The sequence below is a fragment of the Halalkalibacter akibai JCM 9157 genome (assembly GCF_000513135.1).
Lineage (GTDB): Bacteria > Bacillota > Bacilli > Bacillales > Bacillaceae_D > Halalkalibacter > Halalkalibacter akibai.
Map to the genome: position 1 here is coordinate 135245 of NZ_BAUV01000006.1, position 24163 is coordinate 159407.

At 38.1% G+C, this 24163-nt stretch carries 24 protein-coding genes, 3 pseudogenes, 1 riboswitch and 1 other annotated feature (1 of these 29 only partly in view); of the genes and pseudogenes, 11 read left to right on the forward strand and 16 right to left on the reverse strand.

Features of this window, described 5'->3' with window-relative positions; translation table 11 throughout:
• Positions 1–39 (reverse strand) — a binding site (T-box leader); it reaches 178 nt to the left of the window's first position.
• Between the two features lie 18 nt (positions 40–57).
• The gene (locus tag JCM9157_RS05800) at positions 58–1284 is read right to left on the reverse strand and encodes an MDR family MFS transporter (protein ID WP_035662996.1); all 1227 of its coding nucleotides are present in this window, start codon (positions 1282–1284) and stop codon (positions 58–60) included.
• Between the two features lie 167 nt (positions 1285–1451).
• Here JCM9157_RS05800 and mnmL point away from each other — a divergent pair.
• Both mnmL and mnmM read left to right on the forward strand, forming a co-directional pair.
• Positions 1452–2398 (forward strand): annotated as a pseudogene (gene mnmL / locus JCM9157_RS05805) (tRNA modification radical SAM protein MnmL/YtqA).
• Positions 2395–2967 (forward strand): tRNA 5-(aminomethyl)-2-thiouridylate-methyltransferase MnmM, encoded by a 573-nt coding sequence (mnmM, locus tag JCM9157_RS05810; RefSeq protein ID WP_035662998.1) that lies wholly within the window; start codon positions 2395–2397, stop codon positions 2965–2967. Before mnmL ends, mnmM begins: the two are co-directional and overlap by 4 nt.
• 289 nt (positions 2968–3256) lie before the next feature.
• Here the strand turns inward: mnmM and JCM9157_RS05820 are convergent, their stop codons facing one another.
• Together JCM9157_RS05820 and JCM9157_RS05825 are read right to left on the reverse strand one after the other, a co-directional pair.
• Positions 3257–4309, reverse strand: a complete 1053-nt coding sequence (locus JCM9157_RS05820) for a tetraprenyl-beta-curcumene synthase family protein (RefSeq protein WP_035663000.1) — start codon at positions 4307–4309, stop codon at positions 3257–3259.
• A 77-nt stretch (positions 4310–4386) separates the two neighbouring features.
• On the reverse strand, positions 4387–5169 hold the full coding sequence (locus JCM9157_RS05825; RefSeq protein WP_035663001.1) for an alpha/beta hydrolase: 783 nt from the start codon (positions 5167–5169) through the stop codon (positions 4387–4389).
• 110 nt (positions 5170–5279) lie between these two features.
• On the opposite strand from JCM9157_RS05825, the gene JCM9157_RS05830 reads away from it, so the two are divergent.
• Entirely contained in the window at positions 5280–5807 is a 528-nt protein-coding gene (locus JCM9157_RS05830) for a gamma carbonic anhydrase (RefSeq protein ID WP_035663002.1), read from the forward strand.
• Positions 5808–5885: 78 nt separating this feature from the next.
• On the opposite strand, the gene JCM9157_RS23850 is transcribed toward JCM9157_RS05830, so the two are convergent.
• The 4 genes from JCM9157_RS23850 to JCM9157_RS05840 form a co-directional block, all read right to left on the reverse strand.
• Entirely contained in the window at positions 5886–6041 is a 156-nt protein-coding gene (locus tag JCM9157_RS23850) for a DUF1540 domain-containing protein (protein WP_081734061.1), read from the reverse strand.
• A gap of 615 nt (positions 6042–6656) precedes the next feature.
• A complete protein-coding gene (gene metK, locus JCM9157_RS05835) occupies positions 6657–7853 on the reverse strand; it encodes a methionine adenosyltransferase (protein ID WP_035663045.1) in 1197 nt (398 codons plus the stop codon).
• A 169-nt stretch (positions 7854–8022) separates the two neighbouring features.
• A riboswitch (SAM riboswitch) is annotated at positions 8023–8136 on the reverse strand.
• A 171-nt stretch (positions 8137–8307) separates the two neighbouring features.
• Positions 8308–8430 (reverse strand): hypothetical protein, encoded by a 123-nt coding sequence (locus tag JCM9157_RS25650; RefSeq protein WP_268870919.1) that lies wholly within the window; start codon positions 8428–8430, stop codon positions 8308–8310.
• Positions 8427–8687, reverse strand: a complete 261-nt coding sequence (locus JCM9157_RS05840) for a hypothetical protein (RefSeq protein ID WP_035663004.1) — start codon at positions 8685–8687, stop codon at positions 8427–8429. The genes JCM9157_RS25650 and JCM9157_RS05840 overlap by 4 nt, the downstream gene beginning before the upstream one ends.
• Positions 8688–8926: 239 nt before the next feature.
• On the opposite strand from JCM9157_RS05840, the gene pckA reads away from it, so the two are divergent.
• A complete protein-coding gene (gene pckA, locus JCM9157_RS05845) occupies positions 8927–10507 on the forward strand; it encodes a phosphoenolpyruvate carboxykinase (ATP) (protein WP_035663005.1) in 1581 nt (526 codons plus the stop codon).
• Positions 10508–10847: 340 nt separating this feature from the next.
• A complete protein-coding gene (locus JCM9157_RS05850; RefSeq protein ID WP_052012963.1) occupies positions 10848–11414 on the forward strand; it encodes a phosphatase PAP2 family protein in 567 nt (188 codons plus the stop codon).
• A 13-nt stretch (positions 11415–11427) separates the two neighbouring features.
• On the opposite strand, the gene JCM9157_RS05855 is transcribed toward JCM9157_RS05850, so the two are convergent.
• Together JCM9157_RS05855 and JCM9157_RS05860 are read right to left on the reverse strand one after the other, a co-directional pair.
• Entirely contained in the window at positions 11428–12243 is an 816-nt protein-coding gene (locus tag JCM9157_RS05855; protein WP_235714817.1) for an alpha/beta fold hydrolase, read from the reverse strand.
• A 22-nt stretch (positions 12244–12265) separates the two neighbouring features.
• A complete protein-coding gene (locus JCM9157_RS05860) occupies positions 12266–13093 on the reverse strand; it encodes an alpha/beta hydrolase family protein (RefSeq protein ID WP_035663007.1) in 828 nt (275 codons plus the stop codon).
• A gap of 145 nt (positions 13094–13238) precedes the next feature.
• On the opposite strand from JCM9157_RS05860, the gene JCM9157_RS05865 reads away from it, so the two are divergent.
• From JCM9157_RS05865 to JCM9157_RS05875, 3 genes are read left to right on the forward strand one after another with little or no spacing between them, the layout of a single operon-like run.
• A complete protein-coding gene (locus tag JCM9157_RS05865) occupies positions 13239–14237 on the forward strand; it encodes an ABC transporter substrate-binding protein (RefSeq protein ID WP_035663008.1) in 999 nt (332 codons plus the stop codon).
• A 12-nt stretch (positions 14238–14249) separates the two neighbouring features.
• Entirely contained in the window at positions 14250–15023 is a 774-nt protein-coding gene (locus JCM9157_RS05870) for an ABC transporter ATP-binding protein (protein ID WP_035663009.1), read from the forward strand.
• Positions 15013–15807: an ABC transporter permease gene (locus JCM9157_RS05875; protein ID WP_035663047.1), complete on the forward strand. Its 795-nt coding sequence runs from the start codon at positions 15013–15015 to the stop codon at positions 15805–15807. The genes JCM9157_RS05870 and JCM9157_RS05875 overlap by 11 nt, the downstream gene beginning before the upstream one ends.
• Before the next feature lie 10 nt (positions 15808–15817).
• On the opposite strand, the gene ytkD is transcribed toward JCM9157_RS05875, so the two are convergent.
• The 7 genes from ytkD to JCM9157_RS05900 all read right to left on the reverse strand — a co-directional run bounded on the left by ytkD (position 15818) and on the right by JCM9157_RS05900 (position 20725).
• The gene (ytkD, locus tag JCM9157_RS05880; RefSeq protein ID WP_035663010.1) at positions 15818–16291 is read right to left on the reverse strand and encodes an RNA deprotection pyrophosphohydrolase; all 474 of its coding nucleotides are present in this window, start codon (positions 16289–16291) and stop codon (positions 15818–15820) included.
• A gap of 67 nt (positions 16292–16358) precedes the next feature.
• Complete coding sequence (gene bcbE / locus JCM9157_RS05885; RefSeq protein ID WP_035663011.1) at positions 16359–17570, reverse strand: bacillibactin exporter BcbE; 1212 nt, start codon at positions 17568–17570, stop codon at positions 16359–16361.
• Between the two features lie 205 nt (positions 17571–17775).
• Entirely contained in the window at positions 17776–18270 is a 495-nt protein-coding gene (locus JCM9157_RS05890; protein ID WP_035663013.1) for a YwpF-like family protein, read from the reverse strand.
• A gap of 119 nt (positions 18271–18389) precedes the next feature.
• Complete coding sequence (locus JCM9157_RS24870; protein ID WP_162831752.1) at positions 18390–18536, reverse strand: hypothetical protein; 147 nt, start codon at positions 18534–18536, stop codon at positions 18390–18392.
• Between the two features lie 122 nt (positions 18537–18658).
• Positions 18659–18811, reverse strand: coding sequence for a sporulation histidine kinase inhibitor Sda (sda, locus tag JCM9157_RS23855; protein ID WP_081734062.1), 153 nt, complete (start codon positions 18809–18811; stop codon positions 18659–18661).
• Positions 18812–18840: 29 nt separating this feature from the next.
• On the reverse strand, positions 18841–20019 hold the full coding sequence (locus JCM9157_RS05895) for a MalY/PatB family protein (protein WP_035663015.1): 1179 nt from the start codon (positions 20017–20019) through the stop codon (positions 18841–18843).
• Positions 20020–20164: 145 nt separating this feature from the next.
• Positions 20165–20725 (reverse strand): hypothetical protein, encoded by a 561-nt coding sequence (locus JCM9157_RS05900; RefSeq protein ID WP_035663016.1) that lies wholly within the window; start codon positions 20723–20725, stop codon positions 20165–20167.
• A gap of 172 nt (positions 20726–20897) precedes the next feature.
• Between JCM9157_RS05900 and JCM9157_RS05905 the strand changes: the two genes are divergently transcribed.
• The 3 genes and pseudogenes from JCM9157_RS05905 (at position 20898) to JCM9157_RS05915 (ending at position 23846) form a co-directional block, all read left to right on the forward strand.
• Positions 20898–22451, forward strand: a complete 1554-nt coding sequence (locus JCM9157_RS05905; protein WP_035663017.1) for an ABC-F family ATP-binding cassette domain-containing protein — start codon at positions 20898–20900, stop codon at positions 22449–22451.
• A 94-nt stretch (positions 22452–22545) separates the two neighbouring features.
• A pseudogene (locus JCM9157_RS05910) lies at positions 22546–23198 on the forward strand (deoxynucleoside kinase).
• Positions 23182–23846, forward strand: a pseudogene (locus tag JCM9157_RS05915) (deoxynucleoside kinase). Before JCM9157_RS05910 ends, JCM9157_RS05915 begins: the two co-directional pseudogenes overlap by 17 nt.
• Positions 23847–24163 lie beyond the last annotated feature (317 nt).

Here is a 24163-nt window from a genome sequence, read left to right on the forward strand (position 1 = left end):
TTCCCAAATATGAGTACTACTCCTTTTCTACGTCAGCATATGAACTTACTTGTTATTTTAGGCATTCAAACCTTTACTGTCAAGCGGATCTGAGCCTAATTGTTGTTCATTTTCTTTTATTCTCTTTAAAGGCACATCATAAACAAGAAGAATTCCAATTGCTATTACAAATCCTATTAATAATAGGACGATCAAAGCATAGATCGAATAAAAGTCAACCATAAAACCTCCTATTAAAGGTCCAATCATTCTTCCTCCTGTCGCAACACTATTAATGATCCCTTGATAAAAGCCTTCTTTATTTTTAGGAGCTAATTGACTAGCAATGGTCGGAACTGCTGGCCAAACAAACATTTCTCCTATCGTTAAAATGATCATTGCTACTAAAAACATCTTAAAAACACTAGCTTCAAGTAGAACAGCATACGAAACCATAAAAATAACAACACCAACAACCATCTGTTGCTTTAACGTTTTCACCCATTTAGAAATAATCCAAGTAATAAGTGGCTGAGCGAAAACAATCATTAAACCGTTAATCGTCCATAGAAAGCTGTAATGCTGAAGTGAAATGCCTAAAGATTGTGTATGAACAGAAATATTAGCCTGCCACTGTGTGTAGGCAACCCAACAAATAAAAAAAGCACCTGATAATAACGTTAGAGCTTGCAGACGAAAGTTGCTCTTAATCGGGGTTTTCTGTTCAAATACATTTGATGTTGTAGAGTGTATGGCTTTGGCGCCAATGTTTTTAAAACAGACTGCTACAAATATTAATAACAAAACATACATAAGTGCATTCGCAGTAAAAACGGCTGTTAATTGAATGGTTGCGACAATCCCAACTAGAGCTGTTCCTAAGGCAACTCCAACATTTTGTGCGACATACATTGCATTAAATGGTTTTCGACCGCCCTCCGGCCAGAGACTCCCGGCTAATGCGTACATTGCTGGAAATAAAATACCTGAACCAAAACCTAAACCTATAAGTAAAAACATATAAAAATAATAGCTATGATAGAATATTAATATAATGGCACTAACTGTCGTAATAACAAGACCGATAACCATCGTTTTATAAGCCCCAACTTGATCAAACATTCGACCTCCTATTAAACTACCGAGTACACCTGCCCCCGCGTTTAACATTAGAATGAAACCAGCTGCGGTCATTGACCGTCCTAGTTCCTGGTGAATGATGATCGCATTTAGCGGCCATAAAAAAGAAGCTCCCGTTACATTTACAGCCATTGCAATAATAAGGAACCAAAGTGATTTTGGCATAACATTAGCTCCTCCTTCCGCTTTATTCCCTAAGCCATCTTAGAAGATATGAACGTAAATTGCAATGTTTTTCTTTCGACTTTCTAAATAGCATTTTTGAAGATTCATTTTATGACGTGGTACAATAGATAGAAGATAAGAAGTTAAGATTAAAAGAGGCGAAAAATATGGATAGATTGCATTTTGGCGATAAGCGTTACTATTCCTGGAACTATTATCTCCGGGAATATTTTGGTGAAAAAGTTTTTAAAGTACCATTAGACGCTGGGTTTGATTGCCCTAATCGTGACGGACAAGTTGCCCATGGTGGCTGCACCTTTTGTAGTGTGCGTGGTTCTGGCGATTTTGCCGGAGACCGGCGCGATGATCTTGTTACACAATTTAATACAATAAAAGGACGAATGCATAAGAAATGGAAAAGCGGTAAGTACATAGGGTATTTTCAAGCTTATACAAACACGTATGCACCCGTTGAAACACTCCGTGAGTACTTTGAGGTTATTCTGCAGCAAGAAGGGGTTGTCGGACTTTCGATTGCAACACGACCTGATTGTTTGCCTGATGACGTCGTTGAATATTTAGCTGAACTGAATAAGCGGACATTCTTATGGGTGGAACTAGGACTTCAAACCGTACATGAACGAACTGCTCTGTTAATCAACCGAGCTCATGATTATCAATGCTATAAAGATGGTGTTGCAAAGTTAAGAAAACACGGAATTCCTGTTTGCGCTCATATTATAAACGGTCTCCCGCTTGAAGATCATAAAATGATGATGGAAACGGCTCATGAAGTAGCGAAATTAGATGTGCAAGGAATTAAAATTCATCTTCTCCATTTATTGAAAAAAACAGCAATGGTAAAGCAATACGAGAAAGGTTTAGTTGAGCTAATGAGCCAAGACGATTATATTCAACTTGTCGTTGATCAACTTGAAATCTTGCCGCCCGATATGGTGATTCACCGCTTAACAGGAGATGGTCCTGCAGATTTGATGATTGGGCCGATGTGGAGTATGAATAAATGGAGTGTATTAAACGGAATTGAAGCAGAACTCGCGCGCGTGATAGTTGGCAAGGAAAATATTATAATGCTAAGCAGGTGATACAATGAATGTATTAGGCGTTTTACCTTTTGCTCGTTTTTTATTAGAACAAGCGTTACAACCAGGGGATCATGCTGTTGATTGTACAGTTGGCAATGGCCACGATACACTTTTTCTAGCGAATCTAGTAGGAAAGGATGGTTTCGTTTATGGTTTTGATATTCAAGAACAGGCCATTTTAAAAGCTAGCGATCGACTTAAAGATCAAAATCTGTTATCAAGAGTTGATTTATTTCAAACTGGTCATGAACATGTTCGTCAATCAATTCCAACGCAACATCACTCTAAGTTAAAAGGCGCCATTTTTAACTTAGGATATTTACCAGGTGGCGATAAATCCATCGTCACACAACCGACATCAACCTTAGCAGCTGTTAGTGCCTTACTCGAAATGATGCCCGCTGGCGGTTTAATTGTTCTTGTTATTTATCATGGTCACGAAGAGGGTAAACAAGAAAAAACAAGTGTGCTTTCATTTGTTGAGCAAATAGACCAACGTTTAGCTCATGTTTTAAAATACGAATTTATAAATCAAGCCAATCATCCTCCCTTTGTTGTTGCTATTGAAAAGCGTTAGTAATTTCTATTTGATAAAAGGCTCTTTTTCGCAAAGGCTATTTGCTTTGGAATAGACTTTTTCTGTTAGTGAAATGGAGCGGAAGGTACTCGACTCCTGCGGGAAAAAGAGGGAGGGCGAGACCCCACAGGCGTTAAGCCGAGGAGGCACGCCGCCTCCCCGCGGAAAGCGAGTGCCTGTAGCGAAATGGAACGAACCACCTTCTTAACCATTGAAACACCTATGCCAAAATCAGCTTTTAAAAAAACAAAAAAGGCAGCCTGGAGTTTAATCACAGGTTGCCTCTTCTTTACTTCCTCCGAAACATCCATCTATTAAAAAAGAACAGTAAGGTAAGAAAACCACCCGTTTTAATCATTTGTTTGGATTTCTTTCTCATCTCTTTATCGCCTTGAACTTTCTCATCCGCTATGTAAATCGCAATGATTCCACGGATAATCATTCGATGAAATTCTGGATCAGGTAACTTCGCTAAATATTCTTCGGCTTTCTCAACAAAAAAGCGGAAGCGCTCAATCATTGCTTCTTCACTCTCATAATAAAAGAGAAAATTTAATTCGTCATCGGCAATGTCTTCTTCTTGATCAATAAAATAATCTAAAAGGATATGAACTCCTTGTAGCCACGGATAATAGCCTTCTTTAATTACTGTAGCTGTCTCTTCCGTTAAATCCGATTTTGTAGCATAAGTCGCTTGAACATAAACGCCCAAAGTAGAAGCCGTACAAGCAGAGAACTCAAACCAAGTCATTTCCGGTACTTTATGTTTGTGCAGCTCAAACCACTTTTCTAAACGCGGAATTCGCTCTTCTTTTACCACATGTTTATGTACTTGAAGATCACCATAATATCCGCTTAATTCAAGCATGCCAGCTTGAACCTTATCAAAGGATGGAAAAGTCGATAAGATATTTTGACAAGTTTGGACTAAAGTATGTAAATAACCGCCATCTTCTTGTTCTTTCCGATACTCATAATAATTCTTTAACGTTGCTCCTGGTGTAAGAGCATCTAATAAAGCCTGATGCAGGGATCTGAAATCATTTGGGTCAAGCGATGGACTTTGATCACACAAATTATCAAGATAATCGCAAATGATTTGATAAGCAATAATAAATTGAATCAAATCATCAAAGCGATCTTTTGCCAGTAACCCAAAGACTCCACCACCTTCACAGTGGAATTTCTTTTTTGAAATCGCATCAAGAGCTTGTGACCTCAGTTCAGGGTCAGGGATAACCTCCGCTAAGTTCTTCCAGCGATCAAAATGGCGATGAACCGTTGGAAGGACTTCACGATACACCTTTACTAACAATGGGATTGGTTTTGTTGGAACCGTCAACGCTTCTCCTCCTCTGTATTTCCATCCATCAACCTTAGCATAATCAAATCAATTGAACAATCATGACGAGCTTTCCTCTAAGGAGCGAGCAAATTCACAAAACCTACTGCATAGCGAAAAACATCTTCCCGCTCTGGCTCGTTAAATACTTCATGATATAAACCTTCCCACTCCTTGTAAAACTTTTCAGTCGATCCCACTTCATTAAACCAATCACGCACATCGACTTTATTCACTAAATAATCATCACCCGCTTGTAAAACGAGTAAAGGAACATTAGGAAATTTCTCAGGATAACGGAGAGCGAGTCTCATCGCTTTCGATAATTCTTGATACCACCGAGCCGACACTTTCGTTACACGCAACTCATCTTTTATGTAAAGCTCTCGAATTTCTTCGTTTCTTGTATTTAATTCTGAACGTATACCCGAGTTCGAACTAAAGGTAGGGACTATACGGTGAATTAACTTTGATGCTAACTCCTTTGTTTTAGCAGGAGGTTGACTTAAACCTAAACAAGGTGAAGATAGAATGACTCCGCTCACTAAAGCAACATTCCGTTCCATTAATGTTCGAATAACCACAAGTCCTCCCATACTGTGTCCAAGTAAAAACACCGGTAAGCCTTTCGTATTTGCTTCATCTATCCATTCACTAATAGTGTCTATATATTGATTAAACGATTGAATATGACCTCGTTTTCCTCTCGTCTTACCTTGACCAGGTAAATCGCCCATTACAACATCGAATCCATGCGCGTTCCATTTTTCGGCTAGCCATTGATATCTACCGTGATGTTCGCCAGCACCATGAACAATAACAAAGACCCCTCTAGGATCAGCTACTTCCCATTTCCACATAAGCACACTCCCCTTGATGGTGATAATTGAAAAAGAGCTCATGACATACTCTAATTTTGCGTTAAAATAAGTATAGCGATTTTTTTAATAAACGAAAAGGATGTGGCTTAATGATTTACAGATATCAGGACAAATATCCTACAATTTCAACATCAGCTTTTATTGCTGATGGAGTTACCATTACTGGGGACGTCTCAATTGGAGATGAATCAAGCATTTGGTTTCAAACTGTAATTCGAGGAGATGTTTCTCCAACGATTATTGGAAACCGAGTTAATATCCAGGATCAATCTATGCTTCATCAAAGCCCAAAATACCCGTTAATTATTGAAGATGATGTTACAGTTGGCCATCAAGTAATGCTTCATAGCTGTACAATCCGTAAAAAAGCATTAATCGGAATGGGTTCGATCGTATTAGACGGGGCTGAGATAGGTGAAGGTGCCTTTATTGGAGCAGGTAGCCTTGTTCCACCCGGAAAAAAGATCCCCGCTCATACACTTGCGTTCGGACGCCCAGCAAAGGTAATTCGTGATTTAAATGAAGAAGACCTAGTAGATATGGCAAGGATTCGCAGAGAATATGTAGAAAAAGGACAGCACTACAAACAAGTAATAAATGAAGCAGAAAAAAAATAATAAAGTTTGAATAAGATTGATTATTATTATCAATAATAGAAAAAGAAAAGAGCGAGTAGGATCGCTCTTTGGACTATTTTAATGTTGTGGTTCAAACGTCTTACAATCTGTTTCTTCTTGCTTTTCTGCTTCTTTACCAGCGTGACTTACAACATAAATTCGTTCTGCTTCACATTGGTTACCTTGTGCCCAGTACACACAGTTATTTACTTCACATAATACATCTTGTGCCATTTTGCGTCACCTCCTACCCTACATTTTGACCAACTTACCTTAAAGAAATACAAAAACGGACTCAATTTTTGAGTCCGTTTTTGATTATTATGTAAACATGTTTTTTTATCAAAATGTTGTTTATTAAGTTTGGTGTAAGGACAGATTCGTTCCATTGCGCTACAGCCACTCGCTTTCCGCGGGGAGGTGCCGAGCCTCCTCGGCTGCGCCTGTGGGGTCTCGGCTCTACCTCTTAATCCCGCAGGAGTCGAGTGGCTTCCGCTCCATTTCACTAAGAGCGTTAAGCCATATTCAATAGCAACATTCCTAGGAAGAGCCTCAAATGTAAAATTGATCTTTATAAGAAAGATGAAAGAGCAAAAGCATTCTCGTATCGTTGCTACTATTGATAATAATTACAACCAAAGTGGAATGGAGTTTCAGGCACTTGACTCCTGTGGGAAAAGAGGAAAGGGCAAGACACCACAGACGGAAAGTCGTAGGGGCTTGCCTTTCTCCCCGCGGTAAGCAAGTGCCTGAAGCGCAATGGAACGGAGCCAGAACTCTAATTAACAACAAAAGATGTGCCAAAAGATTGTTTACAACCTTTTGCACATCCTTTTAATTTATTCTCGTTTATATTCCTGCTTGTTGTTTCAATGCAGCAGCTTTATCTGTTTGTTCCCATGGTAATTCTACATCTGTTCGACCAAAATGGCCGTAAGCAGCCGTTTGCTTGTAGATCGGGCGACGAAGATCTAGCATCTTAATGATGCCTGCTGGACGTAAATCAAAGTTGTCACGAACAAGCCCAACTAAAGATTCTTCAGATACTTTGCCTGTACCAAATGTATCAACAGAGATAGATACTGGTTGAGCAACGCCAATCGCATACGCAAGTTGAACTTCACATTTATCCGCTAGACCTGATGCTACAATATTTTTAGCTACATAACGAGCCGCATAAGCACCAGAACGGTCCACCTTCGTGGCATCCTTTCCAGAAAATGCTCCGCCACCATGGCGAGCATATCCACCGTATGTATCTACGATGATTTTTCGACCAGTTAAACCTGCGTCACCTTGAGGGCCACCAATAACAAATCGACCTGTAGGATTAATAAAATATTTCGTGTTTTCATCAATTAATTCCTCTGGAACAACCGGCTTAATTACATATTCTTTTAGGTTACGTTGAATTTGCTCTAATGATACTTCAGGATGATGTTGCGTTGAAATAACAATGGTATCTACTCTTAATGGATTACCAGCTTCATCATATTCAACCGTTACTTGAGTTTTGCCGTCTGGACGTAAGTATGGAAGAATCTCGTCTTTTCGTACTTCTGTTAAACGACGTGCAAGCTTATGACTTAATGAGATCGGAAGAGGCATGAGCTCTTTTGTTTCGTTATTCGCATAACCAAACATTAAACCTTGGTCTCCAGCACCGATTGCTTCAATTTCTTCATCAGACATTTGTCCTTCACGCGCCTCAAGAGCCTTGTCCACACCTTGGGCAATATCAGCTGATTGTTCGTCAATAGAAGTAAGAACTGCACAAGTTTCTGAGTCAAAACCATATTTAGCACGCGTGTATCCTATTCCCTTAATTGTGTCACGCACTATTCTTGGAATATCAACGTACGTACTCGTTGTAATTTCACCAGCCACTAACACTAAACCAGTAGTAACGGATGTTTCACACGCTACACGTGCATTAGGATCATTTGTTAAAATTGCATCAAGAATCGCATCTGAGATTTGATCACAAATTTTATCAGGATGCCCTTCAGTTACAGACTCAGACGTAAATAAACGTCTACTTTTCATTTCTGCCATTACTTTATTCCTCCTTTAAACACTGCTACATTCTTAGCATGTGTTCTTCTTTGAGACGGCACTCATGCCCCACCGAATGGGAAATACTACCTGTTAAGACGTATAAACGATAAAAAACCCTTTCCAAAAAAGAGGAAAGGGTTGAATGTTTACCTTTAGCCTCTTATCGTCCAAGACACATTGCCTTGCAGGTTAGCACCTTTTCACTCATGGCTTTAGAGTGTTGGTTGCTGGGCTTCTTCGGGCCTGTCCCTCCGCCTACTCAGGATAAGAGTATCCGTTCGACGCATATCATAACGCACAAGTCGAATACTGTCAACCTATTCCTATAAAATAGGTAGTTTTAGGAAAAAGCAAGGGACTTTGAATTTCAGTCAGTTTATGACAAGTCCCTCACATTCAGAGTTATCTTTATTTTTTCTAAATAAATTTCTTTTATACTTAATTAATACGGAGTATCATCTCTTTGAATTTGGTTTGCCTGATTCTCTCTACGTTGACGTTGTTCTTCTTCCCTTCGAATCCTTAGTTGTTCAGCTTCTTGTTCTTCTCTTGCTTCTTCTCTCAATTGCATCCTAAGCAATTCATTTTGATTATCCCTTGCTTAACCTGACTATAAACCCCACTCGCCATTAAACCAATGATAAGAGCCATTAACACTTGCTCTCCAAATTCTCTTGGAATAAACCAAAGAATACCAGCAAAGCCAATTGCTAAAAGAGCTCGGTATTGTTTCTGAATTCCAAATGCGTTTCCAACAACCGTTACTAAAGCAGCCACTACTGCTGAGACCGTAGCAAGATCTAGCATGGAAATCTCCTGCAAAACTAACGCCTCCTTACCCTTTTCTATCATCGTATGCAGCCTTTTTGAATTTAGGAACTTTTTAGATGGTTGTTGTCATGTACAGTTTAAAACTAGGTAAACATTCTTTTTTAAGTCAAGTAGTCACGTAAAAAAAACGCAATTAATAGTATAGACTAATAAAGTTAATGTGTTATACTATTAAACAAGAATTGATTAAATATGGAAATAATACATGCTATGGAAAGGATTTTGCGACAATGAATATGGTTAGTTTACAATCCGAATTAATTAATTTAGTGAAGCAAACAAACGTTCAATTTAATCTCCCGGTTTCATCTCTTATCGAGAAATCATTAATGCGCGGAGAAGGTACTTTAACTTCAACAGGAGCGTTAGCTGTTGAAACTGGTGCCTACACTGGACGTTCCCCAAAAGATAAATTCATTGTCCATGAACCTAATGTGGCTGATAAAATTGACTGGGGAACTGTTAACCAACCTTTTTCCGCAGACAAATTCACCTCTCTTTATCAAAAGGTTCTCACTCATTTACATGAGAAAGAAGAACTCTTTGTCTCAGATGGTTATGCTGGTGCAGATCCTTCCTTTCGTCTTCCTTTAAGGATCATCAACGAATTTGCCTGGCATCAAGTTTTTGCTCGCCAACTCTTTATTCGTCCTACTGAATTAGAACATGATGCTTCCGCGCAACCTTTTTCCATCATTTCAGCACCAACTTTCAAAGCAGATCCTGTTCGTGATGGAACCGCCTCAGAAGCTTTTGTTATTATCTCTTTCGAGGAGAGAATCGTGCTAATCGGTGGAACAGAATACGCTGGCGAAATGAAAAAATCTATCTTCTCTGTTATGAACTTCTTTCTACCAGAACAAGATGTCCTCTCTATGCATTGCTCCGCTAACGTTGGCAGAGAAGGAGATGTTGCTTTGTTTTTTGGTTTATCTGGAACAGGTAAAACAACATTGTCAGCCGATCCCAATCGTTCCTTAATTGGAGATGATGAGCATGGCTGGTCGGCTAATGGCGTCTTCAACATAGAGGGTGGTTGTTATGCTAAATGCGCCAACCTTTCACAAGAAAAGGAACCACAAATATGGAATGCAATCCGCTTTGGCTCTGTTTTAGAAAATGTCATTGTAGATTCCAAGACAGGGCAACCTGATTATGATAATATTTCCCTAACAGAAAATACCAGAGCAGCTTACGCAATCGAAGAAATTCCGAATGCTCTTTCACCTAGTGTTGCCGGACATCCAAATACCATTGTTTTCTTAACAGCAGATGCATTTGGGGTTCTTCCCCCTATTAGTAAACTAACAAAGGAACAGGCGATGTATCACTTTTTATCTGGGTACACAAGTAAACTTGCTGGTACAGAACGCGGTATAACGTCTCCAGAAGCAACGTTTTCCACTTGCTTCGGCGCTCCGTTTCTTCCACTTCCTGCGGCTCGCTACGCTGAGATGCTAGGTGATCGGATAGATCAGCATGATACAGAAGTTTATCTTGTGAACACCGGCTGGTCTGGTGGACCTTATGGAATTGGCAAGCGCATCAATCTTAAATATACAAGAGCGATGATTCAAGCTGCGTTATCTGGAGAACTGCGCCAAATTGAAACGACAACAGACGAACATTTTGGACTTCACATTCCATTGCATGTGCCTGGTGTTCCAGATCATGTTCTTGAACCCCGTCATACATGGGAAGATCAAACAGCATTTGATTTGAAAGCTCAAGAATTAGCTGATAATTTCAAAGAAAATTTCCTGAAATTTGGAGCTGTTAGTGACCAGATTAAAGCGGCAGGTCCGAGATAGATAAATAAATATAACTGTTTACATTGGGTATCTTCAAAGGTCTGCTTTACCATCTTTGAAGATGCTTTTTTTTGATCTAAACTTCTATATAACATAACTTTTTATATAGAGGCTGTTTTCGAAAGACTTTTTTCGCTTACTGCTCAGAGTGAAGTGGAGCAAAAGCCACTCGACTCCTGCGGGAAATAGCGAAAGAGGAAGCAATGGCTCCACACGTTGCGCACCGCTATGAGAAACCCACCTTTTTAGTAAGTTGTCTTTTTCCTCCTAAAATTAATAAAATCCTTACACAAGCATAAACGAATTTGTATTATAATAAGGCTAACCAAACTTAAGAGAGGTGTTTGAAATTAACCGTCTTGTTAGTTGGCTTACCATTCATGATAACCGCATTTTCTTTATGATCAATAAGCAGTGGAGATGTCGTTTTTTTGATCTTTGCTTACCTAAAATCACTCATTTAGGAGGAGCTACCTTTACTCTTTCGCTCCTATTTGCACTTATTATACTATTTCCCGATCCAATTCGTTCATCTGCAATTACGGCACTAGTCTCTGTTACAATTAGCCAAATTTTTGTCCAAATTATAAAAAAATTATCGTGCCGCAGACGTCCTTATCTTAAATTAACCGATGTAAACACTTGCTCTAATCCACTAAAAGATTATTCTTTTCCATCTGGTCATACAACTGCGGCATTTGCCGTTGCCATTGTCTTTGCCGTTCAATATCCTTTTATCGCATTGACCCTTCTTCCACTAGCTATTTTAGTCGGAATATCTAGAATGTATCTGGGTTTACACTATCCAACAGATTGCATAATTGGGGCTGCGATCGGCGTGGTGAGTTCAATCGCAACTATCACCTTTTTCCCAGAACTAAGCTCTTACCTATCCTTCTTAAAGTAAAAATCCTTTCCTACTATGACGTGTAGGAAAGGATTTGATTATAAACATCTTCAGGTTTTTCCTCGGTAACGAGATGACCTGTTTTTTCATACGTAATGAGCTTCGCTTGAGGAAGATCTTGGACCAGCCTTTTTCCAACATTGACTGGCACAACTTTGTCTTCTTCTCCCCAGATTAGTAAAGCTGGAACTTTAATCTCTTTCAATTGTTCGCTTGTTAAATCTCCCTCCCGATATCGAAGTAATCGAATTAAAGAGATCGGAAAGTCTTTCTCTCTTATAGGTTCTATAAACTCTTCCATTAATTCATCAGTAATCAAGTTGTGATTATAAAAAACATTTTCTAAACTTTTTTTAACATCTTGTTTTTTGATATATCTTTTAACATATTGTTTAAAAAAAGGTAAGTAAGAGCAATATATCAACGCTTTTTTTGCTCTTTTCAGGTAACCAGAACTACAGAGTAAAACTAATTTTGATATTTGATCAGGAATCGTCTTAGCTGTATATAAAGCAACTTGCCCTCCCATTGAATGACCAACAAGAATTACTTTTTTCAGATTAAAATAGTCAATACATGCTGCTATGACATTGGCGTAATTTACAAATGAATAAACAAATGTTTTCGATTTTTCACTTTTTCCAAACCCAGGCAAATCAATGGCCACCACTGAAAAGTGCTCTGTTAACATTGGAATCAATCGATTAAACGTGTATATGGACGAAACAAATCCATGAATTAAAAAAATAGGTGGTTTGCCATTTAAGACATATTCACAATATACATCAACATTACAGAGCGATATCGTTTTCTTCTGAATCTGATCCACTAAAATCAACTCCATATTTAAGTTAATTAAAGGTAGTATCTCTCACACCTAGTTTCTGCATACTTATAACTTCTTCTCGCTTTTTCATCCATTTTGCCGCTGCCGTTAGTATATGCCGTTGGCTGCCCAAAGGAAAATGGTGCCGGTAATCTTTAAAAATCCAACAGTCTACTTCCTTCTTAGCAAACTGACAACTTTTTGCAAGCAACTCAGCGTGTTTAAGAGAAACATGCTCATCTTTCGCACCATGAATAATTAAGATTCTAGATTGAATGTCATCAATAAAATGAAGCGGGGTTCTCCATTTATACCGTTCCGGATATTTAGAGGGGGTTCCCCCAATAACTCGCTTCATCATCCTTCTTAAATCAATTCTCTCTTCATAAGTCAACACCATATCGGTCACACCATTCCAACAAACAATTGACGCTGCTTGTGGCCTAGCTTGTCCTGTTAATAAAGCCATCACTCCCCCTCTAGAAAACCCTAGAATGTGAATGGAATCACTTTGAACTTGAGGAAGACTTTGTATTAGGTCAAAGGCAGAGAAGGCATCCTCTCGGTCATCTCCACAAAAGTCTTCTTGTCCTTCTCCTCCCTTATTTCCTCTGTAAAAAGGCGCAATCACAACGAAACCTTCTGCCGCCCATTGAATCACTCTTTGAATACGCACCATTCCTACATTTTTGATGCCCCCTCGTAAATAAAGTAAACCTGGCATCTGTTCTTTTTTTTGTGGAATCGCCAAGTATCCTTTTACCTTATAGCTATTACTTAAATAAGTAATGAGATAAAGATGGATCAGGGGGTGTGGAGATGGAATTCGTACTTTATCTATCAAATGGTCCATTAATTCGTTCCTTTCAGTTTGAATTTACATTTCCGGAAAAGTAGTCACGGAGAAAATGTCAACAAAAAATTTAGGCAAACACACATTTCATTCTCTAACATACACTATTCTATCCACTTATAAAAAAGTAAAGGAATGAAAACCTATGAAACACCAGAAAAAATACCTGTGTTGGCTCTTATCCCTTATTGTTGTTTTAAGCATAAGCGCTTGTTCTTTTGGGGGAAGCAATCAGGAAACCATTCGCGTTTCCGAAGTAACACGATCGATATTCTACGCACCTTTTTACGCCGCTATCTCACAAGGTTTTTTTGAGGAAGAAGGAATTGACCTTGAACTTACAACAACTTGGGGCGGAGATAATACCATGACCTCTTTATTATCTGGAGGAGCTGATGTCGCTTTAGTCGGGGCTGAAACTTCGATTTATGTTTATGCCCAACAAGCTACCGATCCCGCGATTAACTTCGCTCAATTAACACAAACTGACGGCACTTTCTTAGTGTCACGTGAAAAACTTGATTCGTTTACTTGGGAAGATTTAAAAGGAAGTACCTTTCTCGGACAGCGTAAGGGTGGGATGCCACAGATGGTTGGAGAACACGTATTAAGATTGAATGATATTAATCCACATCAAGATTTAAACCTAATACAAAATATAGATTTCGGTAACATTCCAAGTGCTTTTGCCTCAGGTACAGGTGATTTCGTGCAACTTTTTGAGCCTCAAGCCACTCTTTTTGAAAACGAGGGCATCGGTCATATTGTTGCATCTTTTGGAACTGAATCAGGTACCGTCCCTTACACAGTCTTTATGGCTAAACAAAGCTATATTAACGAAGAAGAAGAAAAGCTCATCGCTTTTACCCGCGCGTTGACAAAAGGTCAACAATGGGTCGATGAACAACCTGTTGAAGTCGTTGCTGAAGCAATTGTCGATTTTTTTGAGGATACAGATGTTGAACTCGTTGCACAAGTAGTAGATCGCTATAAGTCACAGGGCTCTTATGCAACCTCACCTCTTGTTCAACCAGAAGCCTGGGAGAATCTACAATTAATTATGGATGAATCCGGTGAGCTTCCTTTACAAGTTCAATATAGTGATCTCGTCAATACCTCAATTGCCGAAACTGTTTTAGATTAGGAGGCATTCTACATGTCGATGTTACAATTACTAGAAGTTTCGATGGGTTATGTCTCTAAACGAGAAGCCACTTTAGCACTTGATAACATCTCCTTAACGGTCGAGGATGGAGAATTTATTTCGATCCTCGGCCCGAGTGGATGTGGAAAGACCACATTGCTCTCTATTATTTCAGGACTGCTTACACCGACTTCAGGTCAGGTCAAGCTAGGAGATCAATCTATCAAGGAAGCTAACTTAAATATTGGCTATATGCTGCAACAGGATTATTTATTTCCTTGGCGCACCATTGCTGATAATTTATTGCTCGGTCAAAAAATTCTAGGCATTTATAATGAGTCAACAAAGAATGAGGCATTAAACTGGCTGAAGAAGCTTGGACTCGAAGATAAGAAAAACCTTTACCCCAATCAATTGTCTGGAGGAATGAGACAAAGAGTTGCGCTTGTTCGGATGCTTGCCACAAATCCTTCTCTCATGTTGCTAGATGAGCCTTTTTCAGCCCTTGATTATCAAACCAAATTAAAACTTGAAGACCTTGTTTTTCAAACATTAAAAGCCGAGAAAAAAACAGCTGTTTTAGTAACCCATGATATTGGTGAAGCTATTGCGATGTCAGATCGCGTTGTCTTACTTTCACCAAGACCTGGGCGAATACACAGAGTATTTGAGATTCCAAAAGAAATTGCCCTTCTACTGCCTTTTGAAGCAAGACAACACGTAAATTTCAACGATCAATTTCAGCTTATTTGGAAGGAGATGGAGAGCCTTGCATCTGGAACTTGAACGTTTGCACAAAAAGCATCTTACTTCACTCAAAAAGGAAAACAGACGCGTCTTAACCGTCCAGTTAGGTATTTTACTCTCCTTTTTTGCTTTTTGGGAATTAGCAGCGAGAAAACACTGGATTGATCCTTTATTATTTAGCATGCCCTCTAGAGTTTGGGAACTTTTCATTACACGAATCAGTGATGGCTCTTTACTTACACACACTTCGGTCACATTATTCGAGACTCTGCTTGGTTTTATGTTAGGTACTGGGATTGGAACACTGCTTGCCGCTTTACTATGGTGGTCTAGGTTTCTTTCTAAAGTGCTAGAACCTTATTTAGTCGTCCTGAACTCCATGCCTAAAGTCGCTCTTGGACCGATTTTAATCGTTGGGCTCGGACCAGGTTTTACATCCATTATTGCAATGGGCGCCTTAATTTCTGTTGTGATTACTACAATGGTTGTTTATACGGCGTTTCGTGAAGTTGATCCAAATTATTTAACCGTTATGAAAACTTTCCGTGCTTCTAAAAAGCAAACATTTCGCTATGTCATTTTTCCAGCGTCGTTTCCTACGATTATTTCCACATTGAAAGTAAATGTTGGTTTGGCTTGGGTTGGGGTAATTGTTGGGGAGTTTCTTGTGTCTAAACAAGGGCTTGGCTACTTAATTATCTATGGCTTCCAAGTATTTAATTTCACCTTGGTTATAATGAGTTTATTAATCATTGCTGTTATCGCTACAGTGATGTATAAAGGTGTTGAACTATTAGAAAGACGTTTTTTAAAACGATTTTAACCAAGATGAACTAGATAAGGTCCATCTTGGCTATTTGTTTTAAGGTTAAAGGTAGGACCTCGTCTTGCATAACAAAGCTAAACGAGGCATCTGCCTTGATCGTTTCAGGAAGCAAATCCAGTAAAATCGGTCCTTTTGTCTCCATATAGTCGCTTTTCCTTTCAATCGACCCAATGTCAGCAAAAAAGATAGCTTTTACAAAAGAACTAGTCCCATCAAGAACTTCATACTGCCCAATATAAAATAAAGATTCTATTTCTGCTCCAGTTTCTTCCCAAACTTCCCGTTTGGCTGCGTCCAAAACAGACTCTCCTTTTTCCAGTTTCCCACCTGGAAACTCCAACCCTCTTATTGAATGATTTGTAAGTAACCACTTATCTAAATAACGGCAAATGACCCAGACATGTTTAGGGTCCTCAACAAACTCATTTTGGTCAAATGTAATTCGTACAACACAATCATTTACATCTTTAAATTGATACATTTACAATTCGCCTCTTTTACAGTCGTTATAGTTATTATAACGTTGAATAGCTAGAAGCGGAAACGTTTTAACCCCAAGTTGGTTTGATTGGATCTTCTGGTTTGATAAATAACAGGACGATAAGAAGAGCAACCAAACACAATAAAGAATTCAGAAAGAACATAAAGAAATGCGATGACTTCATTAATACGGCAAAAATCGGTGGACCTAAGGCAACTCCCAGAAATCGCATTGAACTATATAAAGAGGAAATCGTTCCTCTCTGCTCCATTTCTATCCCTTCTGTCACAAGTGCATCTAGACATGGTAATGCAATTCCGATCCCAACCCCGCTCGCAAAAATACAAGTTAACAGTAAATAGATGTCCTTTGAAAATGAAACCGTAAATATTGCTATAGTTAAAATTCCTAACCCTGCTACGGTATACCATTTCATTTTTTGTTTATCTTGGCCAATTACTTTCCCAGTTGCAAAAGAAGCAAAACATAGCGCAGCAAGTGGAATCGCTAAAATGATCCCTTTCTTAACTCCTTCTATTTGAAACTCATCTTCAAGCATGGTCGATAAATAAAATAAAACACCAAAAATAACAAGCATTAAAATACCACCAATAATAAAGACAGCATAAAGCCATCTTCCTTCACGCTTGAATATTTTTTTGGTTGTTTTTATAAATTGTTTAAATCCAACAGGTTTACCACTCATTGGTGGAACCTTCACTAAAAAAACAAGTGCAAGAATTGAAATTAAACATAGAATTGGTATGGAAAGTAATGGAATATACCAAACAATAAGTGCAAGTGCTGCTCCTAAAATAGGACTCAACACTTTTCCCAAAGTATTGGCAGTCTCAATCATTCCTAATCCTTTACTCACATCATTTTGATCCGTATACATATCACCCACTAATGGTAAGACGATAGGCATTGCTCCTGCCGCCCCTACACCTTGCAAAACTCTTCCAAATATCATCATCCCATAAGGACTGTCCATTTGCCAGCCAGCAAAACCAGCAATAAAGCCCCCGATACCAGCCAATATTAAGCTTGGGATGATTACTTTCTTTCTTCCGACGTGGTCAGAAATATATCCTGCAATGGGAATGCAAAGGATTGCCACTACTGAATAGACCGTGATAAGCATGCTAACTTGAAAAGCACTAATTCCAAGTGCCCTTTCTATTTCAGGTAATACTGGAATAAGCATTGAATTACCTAACGTCATCACTAGTGGTATGGAAGAAATTGAGAAAATCGCCCATTTGTCTTTTCCTTGCATGTAAGGCTCCCCCATTCCTAACATCAAAATAAGTACCTTGTTAGTATGGGAAAGACGCCCCTGATTATACTTGATGAAAATTCTGGCTTTTGGTGTGTTTGAAGGAATAATATGTGTAATCGCTTTCGGTTTACTATTTAATTATTTATTAGGCTTAAGAAAGACTTTTATAACTTGGGTGGTTCTTTACAGGCAAAATTAAACTTTATTGAAGTTTATATAATCCACTTTGCTGAATAGAACGATAGATCGAACCTAATGCTGACTGTGGGTGTGCTTTTAGATTTTCCATTCTTGTCTTAAATTCCTCTAGGAGTGCTTCCTCTGAGAAGCCTCGACTAACTAGATCCTTTAACACATCTTCGATCACATCGTCTTTTTTCACAGCAAGTTTCGCCTCAAGTAGTACACTAATTTTACTATTAGACAATGAGGTTATTGATTGCACACTTGTAATCATTGCAGCGGGATGATTGTCTTTACTTGTAATGACAACGTCAACTAAAATATGTTCTTCTTTTTCTTTAACACGCTGAAAGAATTCAGCATAATCTTCGCTCACTACAGCCTCTATGTACCACATTTGTTTTTGGTTTTCCATATTTATAATTAACCCGTCTTCGATTGGCACCATTTTTTGATGGACGTTTCCATCTTTTCCTTCAAGCAGGCTGATTGAATAAAGCTTAAATGTTTTCATGTAAAAACGCCCCTTTCTTTTCTTCTATTAAATCATATCAAACGCTCATTTCAAAAAAATAAAAAAGATTTCCTAACAAGCTGATACAATTAGCTTTTATAGAAAATCTTATACATGGATTATGAACTTTTTACTTTTTGAAAAAACGATTCATATTGTTTCTCTTGAATCCATTTTATGAGTTCCACTTCTTCTTTTGTTAGTTCTCTCCCAAGCTTACATTTACATTCGTTAATAAGTTCCATATAAAGGTTTTCTATTGGCATAAAGTAAATGTTCTCCTTTGTCGAATTTCACTGTAATGAGCTAAAGCTTCCCTCATGTATTATACTTTATCTATTATTACTGTTTTTCTACAAAAAAGAAAGGGATTCCTTCTTAAAAATTGTTAAATTAATACTTTTTTAAATTTACAATAGTTTACAGCGTTCTCCCGGTCCATTATCTCGTTTCTTAATAGCTGTATAAAATCATTTTCTAGATTTAATTCAACCGCCCGTTTATATGCTTCAAGTAATACGTTGTATTCCAACCTTTCCATTTCCTGCTTTCACCGCACTTATAAAATTTTTAAAAACCCTTTTGGTCATATGCATTCTTCATACGATTAAGACCCTCTTCTAAAGTCGCTCTTGGACAAGCTAAATTAATTCGTTCAAAGTCTTTTCCTTCGTCACCAAAAATGGAACCAGGATTTAATGCTACCTGAGCGTCCTCAATCAACCATTTTTTCCGTTCTGCTGGACTTAAAGGCAAGTTTGAACATTCCAACCAAAGAAGATACGTTCCTTCTGAATCCATCACACGTAACTTTGGCATATGATCATTCACATAATTTTTAACAAACTCAAAGTTTTCTTCAACATAATTCATTAACTCTTCTAACCATTGTTCCCCGTGATTATAAGCTGCTTCAGTCGCTGCTTCTGCAAAGGAGTTCGTCATGTTCGCAAAAGAGTTCGAGAGATGATTGGTTAGCTTCGTTCGCAATAGCTTATTTTCGACAACAACATAAGAAGTCTGAATTCCCGCTAAGTTGAACGTTTTGCTAGGCGCTAGACAGGTAAAAGTTCGCTCAGCTGCATCCTCACTTACTGAGGCAAACGGAACGTGCTTTTGTCCTTTAAAAAGCAAATCAGCATGAATCTCATCTGAAACAACTAACAAGTCGTATTTTCGACAAACTTCTGCTAACGCTTGTAGTTCCTCTTTTTTCCAAACGCGACCGACTGGATTATGGGGATGACAAACCACAATCATCTTTGTTTTTTCAGTAATGACTGACTCTAAGTGATCAAGATCCATCTCATAACGCTCACCATCAAAAGCTAGAGGATTTCTGATGAGCTCTCGGTTGTTTTTGTTTACAACGTCATAAAACGGGTAGTAAACAGGAGTTTGGATAATAACTTGGTCTTCAGGCTCTGTAAAAGCTTGAATAATATAACTGATTGTTGGGACGATTCCTGCTGTATAAATCAAAGAATTTGTCTCAATTTTCCAATCATATCTTCTTGAAAGCCAACTTTGAACAGCTTGATCAACAGAAGTGGAATGAGCTGGATAGCCAAAGATCCCATGCTCGACAACCTCATGTAAAGCTTGTAACACTTCTTGCGGTGCTCGAAAATCCATATCCGCTACCCACATCGGCAAAAGATTTTCACCACCGAAACGCTGCTTAGTCATATCCCACTTCAAAGAATTAGTTCCGCGTCTTTGTATTACTTCATTAAAACGTTCACTCATTGCCCTACACTTCCTTCCTAAATTACACGTACCTCCATTTAATGATTTTTCTGTCTTTAGGTCAATACATACTATTCAACGAAAAATTTGTAAATTCCTCTCTTTTAGACAAATTAATTTGAGCTTTTTTGTTGGATTAATGACTTTATTGGAATAACATCACACCAAATATAACAATTATGCTTCCCATAATCATTAAAACAATATTTTGTGTTATACGATCTGCCCTGAAATCTCTTTGAACAATATTAGAAGTTCTTGTATCCATTTTTCGGCTATTTAAATAAAGCTGAATATTATTAAGAAAAAATAAAAAAACAGCAAAAACAATCATAAACCAATAAGAGAAAGGCAAATCGAAATTGTTATTCAAAGCACTACTTAAAACAAAAACGAGAAAATACAAACAAACGCTTAATATCATACTCGTTAATTGATTTCTCTTCTGTTTAACCCACTCTGTCCCTAACTTTTCCTTCTCGTAAGACCGCAAGTCATTTAGCCACGAAAATGGTCTCCATTTTTTTTCAGACAAATCAAACCATATACAAATTGCCTGTATCCCATTTAAAACGATCACAGTAAAAAATATGAATCTAATATTAACCGAATGATAAAAATAGAAAATAAATAACACAATTAGAGCGGCTGTAATCACATTCATTAACACCGCTTCCTTAAAACGCCACTGTTTTAATTGCTCCATCAAACTCCTCCTTAGGCCTTTTATAAAACCATATCATAAAACGCTTATAAATTGGGTAATTAAGGAAATTCATTCAGTAATTTATTGTTTTTCTAAAGGCGACATGCCTTCATTCTTATGATAAGATGATAAAAGCAAAAAACCCACTTTATTTAGAGGATAGGTGTTTTACATGAGTGTGTTAACGGTTAAAAACTTAAGCCATGGTTTTGGCGATCGTGCCATTTTCCAGGATGTCTCTTTCCGGTTATTAAAAGGAGAGCACATCGGTTTAATCGGGGCAAATGGCGAAGGTAAATCAACTTTTATGAATATCATTACTGGTAAGTTAATGCCAGATGAAGGAAAGGTCGAATGGTCGAAAAAAGTTCGCGTTGGCTATTTAGATCAGCATACCGTGTTAGAACGTGGAATGACGATTCGAGACGTGTTAAAAAGCGCCTTTCAATATATGTTTGATATGGAAGCAGAAATGACAGCCTTGTACGACAAAATGGGAGATGCGACTCCTGAAGAACTTGAGAAGATGCTTGAGGAAGTCGGTGTGATTCAAGATACTTTGACGAACAATGATTTCTATACCATTGATGCAAAAGTCGAAGAAACGGCACGCGGACTTGGATTAGAAGAAATTGGTCTTGATCGTGATGTAACAGACTTGAGCGGAGGCCAAAGAACTAAAGTACTTCTAGCGAAACTGTTACTAGAGAAGCCAGATATTCTGCTTTTGGACGAGCCTACCAACTATTTAGATGAACAACATATTGAATGGTTGAAGCGTTATTTACAAGAATACGAAAATGCCTTTATCTTAATCTCGCATGACATTCCGTTTTTAAATAGTGTTATTAATTTAATTTATCATATGGAAAATCAAGAGTTAAACCGTTATGTCGGTGACTATCAGCATTTCCAAGACGTTCATCAAATGAAAAAGCAGCAACTTGAAGCTGCTTATAAAAAACAACAACAAGAAGTGGCACAGCTTAAAGACTTCGTTGCGCGAAATAAAGCACGAGTTTCAACTCGGAATATGGCGATGTCTCGTCAAAAGAAACTAGATAAAATGGATATGATTGAGCTAGCTCATGAAAAACCGAAGCCACAATTTAATTTCAAAGAAGCGAGAACGGCAAGTAAATATATTTTTGAAACGAAGGATTTAGTGATTGGCTATGATGAGCCCCTCTCTCGTCCTCTTAATTTGAAAATGGAACGTGGCCAAAAAATTGCGCTTGTCGGTGCCAACGGAATCGGTAAAACGACCTTACTAAAAAGTATTCTTGGTATTAATCCACCTGTCTCAGGTTCGATTGAGCGCGGCGATTATCAAGAGATTGGTTACTTTGAACAGGAAGCCAAGACTCCAGACAAAACTTGTATTGAAGAAGTTTGGGAAGAGTTCCCTTCCCTCACTCAAGCTGAGGTTCGCTCGGCACTAGCTAAATGCGGTTTAACAACAAAGCATATTGAAAGTAAAATCATTGTGTTAAGTGGTGGAGAAAAAGCTAAAGTTCGCTTATGTAAGCTAATCAATCGCGAAACCAATATTTTATTATTTGATGAGCCTACTAACCACTTGGATATTGATGCTAAAGAAGAGCTAAAACGTGCCTTGAAAGCTTATAAAGGTAGTATTCTTCTTATTAGTCATGAACCTGAATTTTACCAAGATGTCGTGACCGATGTTTGGAATTGTGAATCTTGGACAACGAAATTAGTATAACGTTATAAATAGAAAAGCAATGCTTCAGGGGTATCCCAACTGGTATAAAACAACCTTTTGGGGTAGCCCTCTCATAATTTTTTAGGAGGCACGTATGAATAACATCCCCTTTATCGCGGTAGAAGGACCGATTGGTGTAGGCAAGACTTCTTTGGCTAAAGCCATTTCCGCTCATTATCAATATCATCTCTTAAAAGAAATTGTTGATGAGAACCCTTTTCTCTCGAAATTCTATGAAAATATTGAAGATGGAGTTTTCAAACAGAGATGTTCTTCTTATGTAATCGCTATAAACAATTAGAAGATATAAAGAAAAACTTTCTTGAGAAAAAAATCCCTGCTGTTGCCGATTATCACGTTTATAAAAATATTATTTTTGCTAAAAGAACATTAACTGAGAACCAATATGTGAAATATAAAAGCATCTATGATATTCTAACTGCTGATATGCCAAAACCGAATCTAATTATTTATTTACACGCAAGTCTGCCAACTCTTCTGAACCGTATTGAAATGAGAGGAAGAGAAATGGAACAAAAGATGGATCCACGTTATCTGGAGCAGTTATCGGAGGATTATGAGACCGCAATGGACAATTGGGCTTCTCTCTATCCAGAAACGCCTATTATTCGAATAAATGGCGATGAATATGACTTTGTAAAACAGGAAAAAGACTTAAATGACATTTTATCTCTACTAGATCATTACTGGCAAAAAGGAGCGACTCGCTTTGAATCTACGTGCTAAATATAATATCCCTGAAAATGCAATTATCACCATTGCTGGAACGGTTGGAGTTGGTAAATCAACGATGACCAAAACCTTAGCAAAGGCACTCGGCTTTCAAACTTCCTTTGAAAACGTCGACCATAATCCTTATTTAGATAAGTTTTATGCTGATTTTGAACGTTGGAGTTTCATCTTCAAATTTACTTTCTAGCTGAGCGTTTTAAGGAACAAAAGAGAATGTTTGAAACAGGAGGCGGCTTTGTACAAGACCGCTCTATCTACGAAGACACCGGAATCTTTGCGAAAATGCATGCGGATAAAGGGACAATGACAAAAGTTGATTTCGAAACGTATACAAGTTTATTTGACGCGATGGTGATGACACCATTTTTCCCACAACCTAGTGTGTTAATTTATTTAGAAGGAAGTCTAGAAGAGGTCATTAGCCGTATTCATGAGCGCGGTCGTGAAATGGAACAAAAAACACCAACTTCTTACTGGGAAGAGATGCATGGACGCTATGAAAACTGGATTAACCAATTCACAGCCTGTCCAGTGTTGCGCCTCAACATAAAAGATTACGATTTATATAAAAATGAGGAGCAAGCTGTTGAAAGTATTGTTGAAAAGATTAGTGATGTTATTTCAGCGAAAACGCTTGTTTAGTTAGGAACTTATTTCCGAGATAGAATTCCATTAAAGCGCGCTTGTGATTTCAAGCGCTTTTTACGTTTAATTCACTGGCTGTATGAGGTACTTAGTTAAGAGGACATAGAAGACCTTATTTAGATCATTTTAGCTACTTTTGCATAGGAAGAGGACAACAGAGCTCTTATGTGATGAAATTCTTAACAAAATACATTCTTTTTTTCCAATAGAGGCTTCAACGTCCTCCAAGAGCAAAAACTAACTTTATTTTTGCTGAATAAGGTCCCCTCGGTCCTCACATTCTATCCCCGAACTTAATACGCACTATAAAAAAC

Bases quoted from the DNA above. Each gene is read 5' to 3' on its own strand.
- JCM9157_RS05900 (WP_035663016.1), bottom strand. From the start codon at position 20,725: ATGGAGCAATTAAAACAGTGGCGTTTTAAGGAAGCGGTGTTAATGAAT.
- JCM9157_RS05830 (WP_035663002.1), top strand. From the start codon at position 5,280: ATGATTTACAGATATCAGGACAAATATCCTACAATTTCAACATCAGCT.
- metK (WP_035663045.1), bottom strand. From the start codon at position 7,853: ATGAAAAGTAGACGTTTATTTACGTCTGAGTCTGTAACTGAAGGGCAT.
- pckA (WP_035663005.1), top strand. From the start codon at position 8,927: ATGAATATGGTTAGTTTACAATCCGAATTAATTAATTTAGTGAAGCAA.
- JCM9157_RS05905 (WP_035663017.1), top strand. From the start codon at position 20,898: ATGAGTGTGTTAACGGTTAAAAACTTAAGCCATGGTTTTGGCGATCGT.
- JCM9157_RS05865 (WP_035663008.1), top strand. From the start codon at position 13,239: ATGAAACACCAGAAAAAATACCTGTGTTGGCTCTTATCCCTTATTGTT.
- JCM9157_RS05895 (WP_035663015.1), bottom strand. From the start codon at position 20,019: ATGAGTGAACGTTTTAATGAAGTAATACAAAGACGCGGAACTAATTCT.
- bcbE (WP_035663011.1), bottom strand. From the start codon at position 17,570: ATGCAAGGAAAAGACAAATGGGCGATTTTCTCAATTTCTTCCATACCA.
- ytkD (WP_035663010.1), bottom strand. From the start codon at position 16,291: ATGTATCAATTTAAAGATGTAAATGATTGTGTTGTACGAATTACATTT.
- JCM9157_RS23850 (WP_081734061.1), bottom strand. From the start codon at position 6,041: ATGGCACAAGATGTATTATGTGAAGTAAATAACTGTGTGTACTGGGCA.
- mnmM (WP_035662998.1), top strand. From the start codon at position 2,395: ATGAATGTATTAGGCGTTTTACCTTTTGCTCGTTTTTTATTAGAACAA.
- JCM9157_RS05800 (WP_035662996.1), bottom strand. From the start codon at position 1,284: ATGCCAAAATCACTTTGGTTCCTTATTATTGCAATGGCTGTAAATGTA.
- JCM9157_RS05870 (WP_035663009.1), top strand. From the start codon at position 14,250: ATGTCGATGTTACAATTACTAGAAGTTTCGATGGGTTATGTCTCTAAA.
- JCM9157_RS24870 (WP_162831752.1), bottom strand. From the start codon at position 18,536: ATGCCAATAGAAAACCTTTATATGGAACTTATTAACGAATGTAAATGT.
- JCM9157_RS05890 (WP_035663013.1), bottom strand. From the start codon at position 18,270: ATGAAAACATTTAAGCTTTATTCAATCAGCCTGCTTGAAGGAAAAGAT.
- sda (WP_081734062.1), bottom strand. From the start codon at position 18,811: ATGGAAAGGTTGGAATACAACGTATTACTTGAAGCATATAAACGGGCG.
- JCM9157_RS05860 (WP_035663007.1), bottom strand. From the start codon at position 13,093: ATGGACCATTTGATAGATAAAGTACGAATTCCATCTCCACACCCCCTG.
- JCM9157_RS05825 (WP_035663001.1), bottom strand. From the start codon at position 5,169: ATGTGGAAATGGGAAGTAGCTGATCCTAGAGGGGTCTTTGTTATTGTT.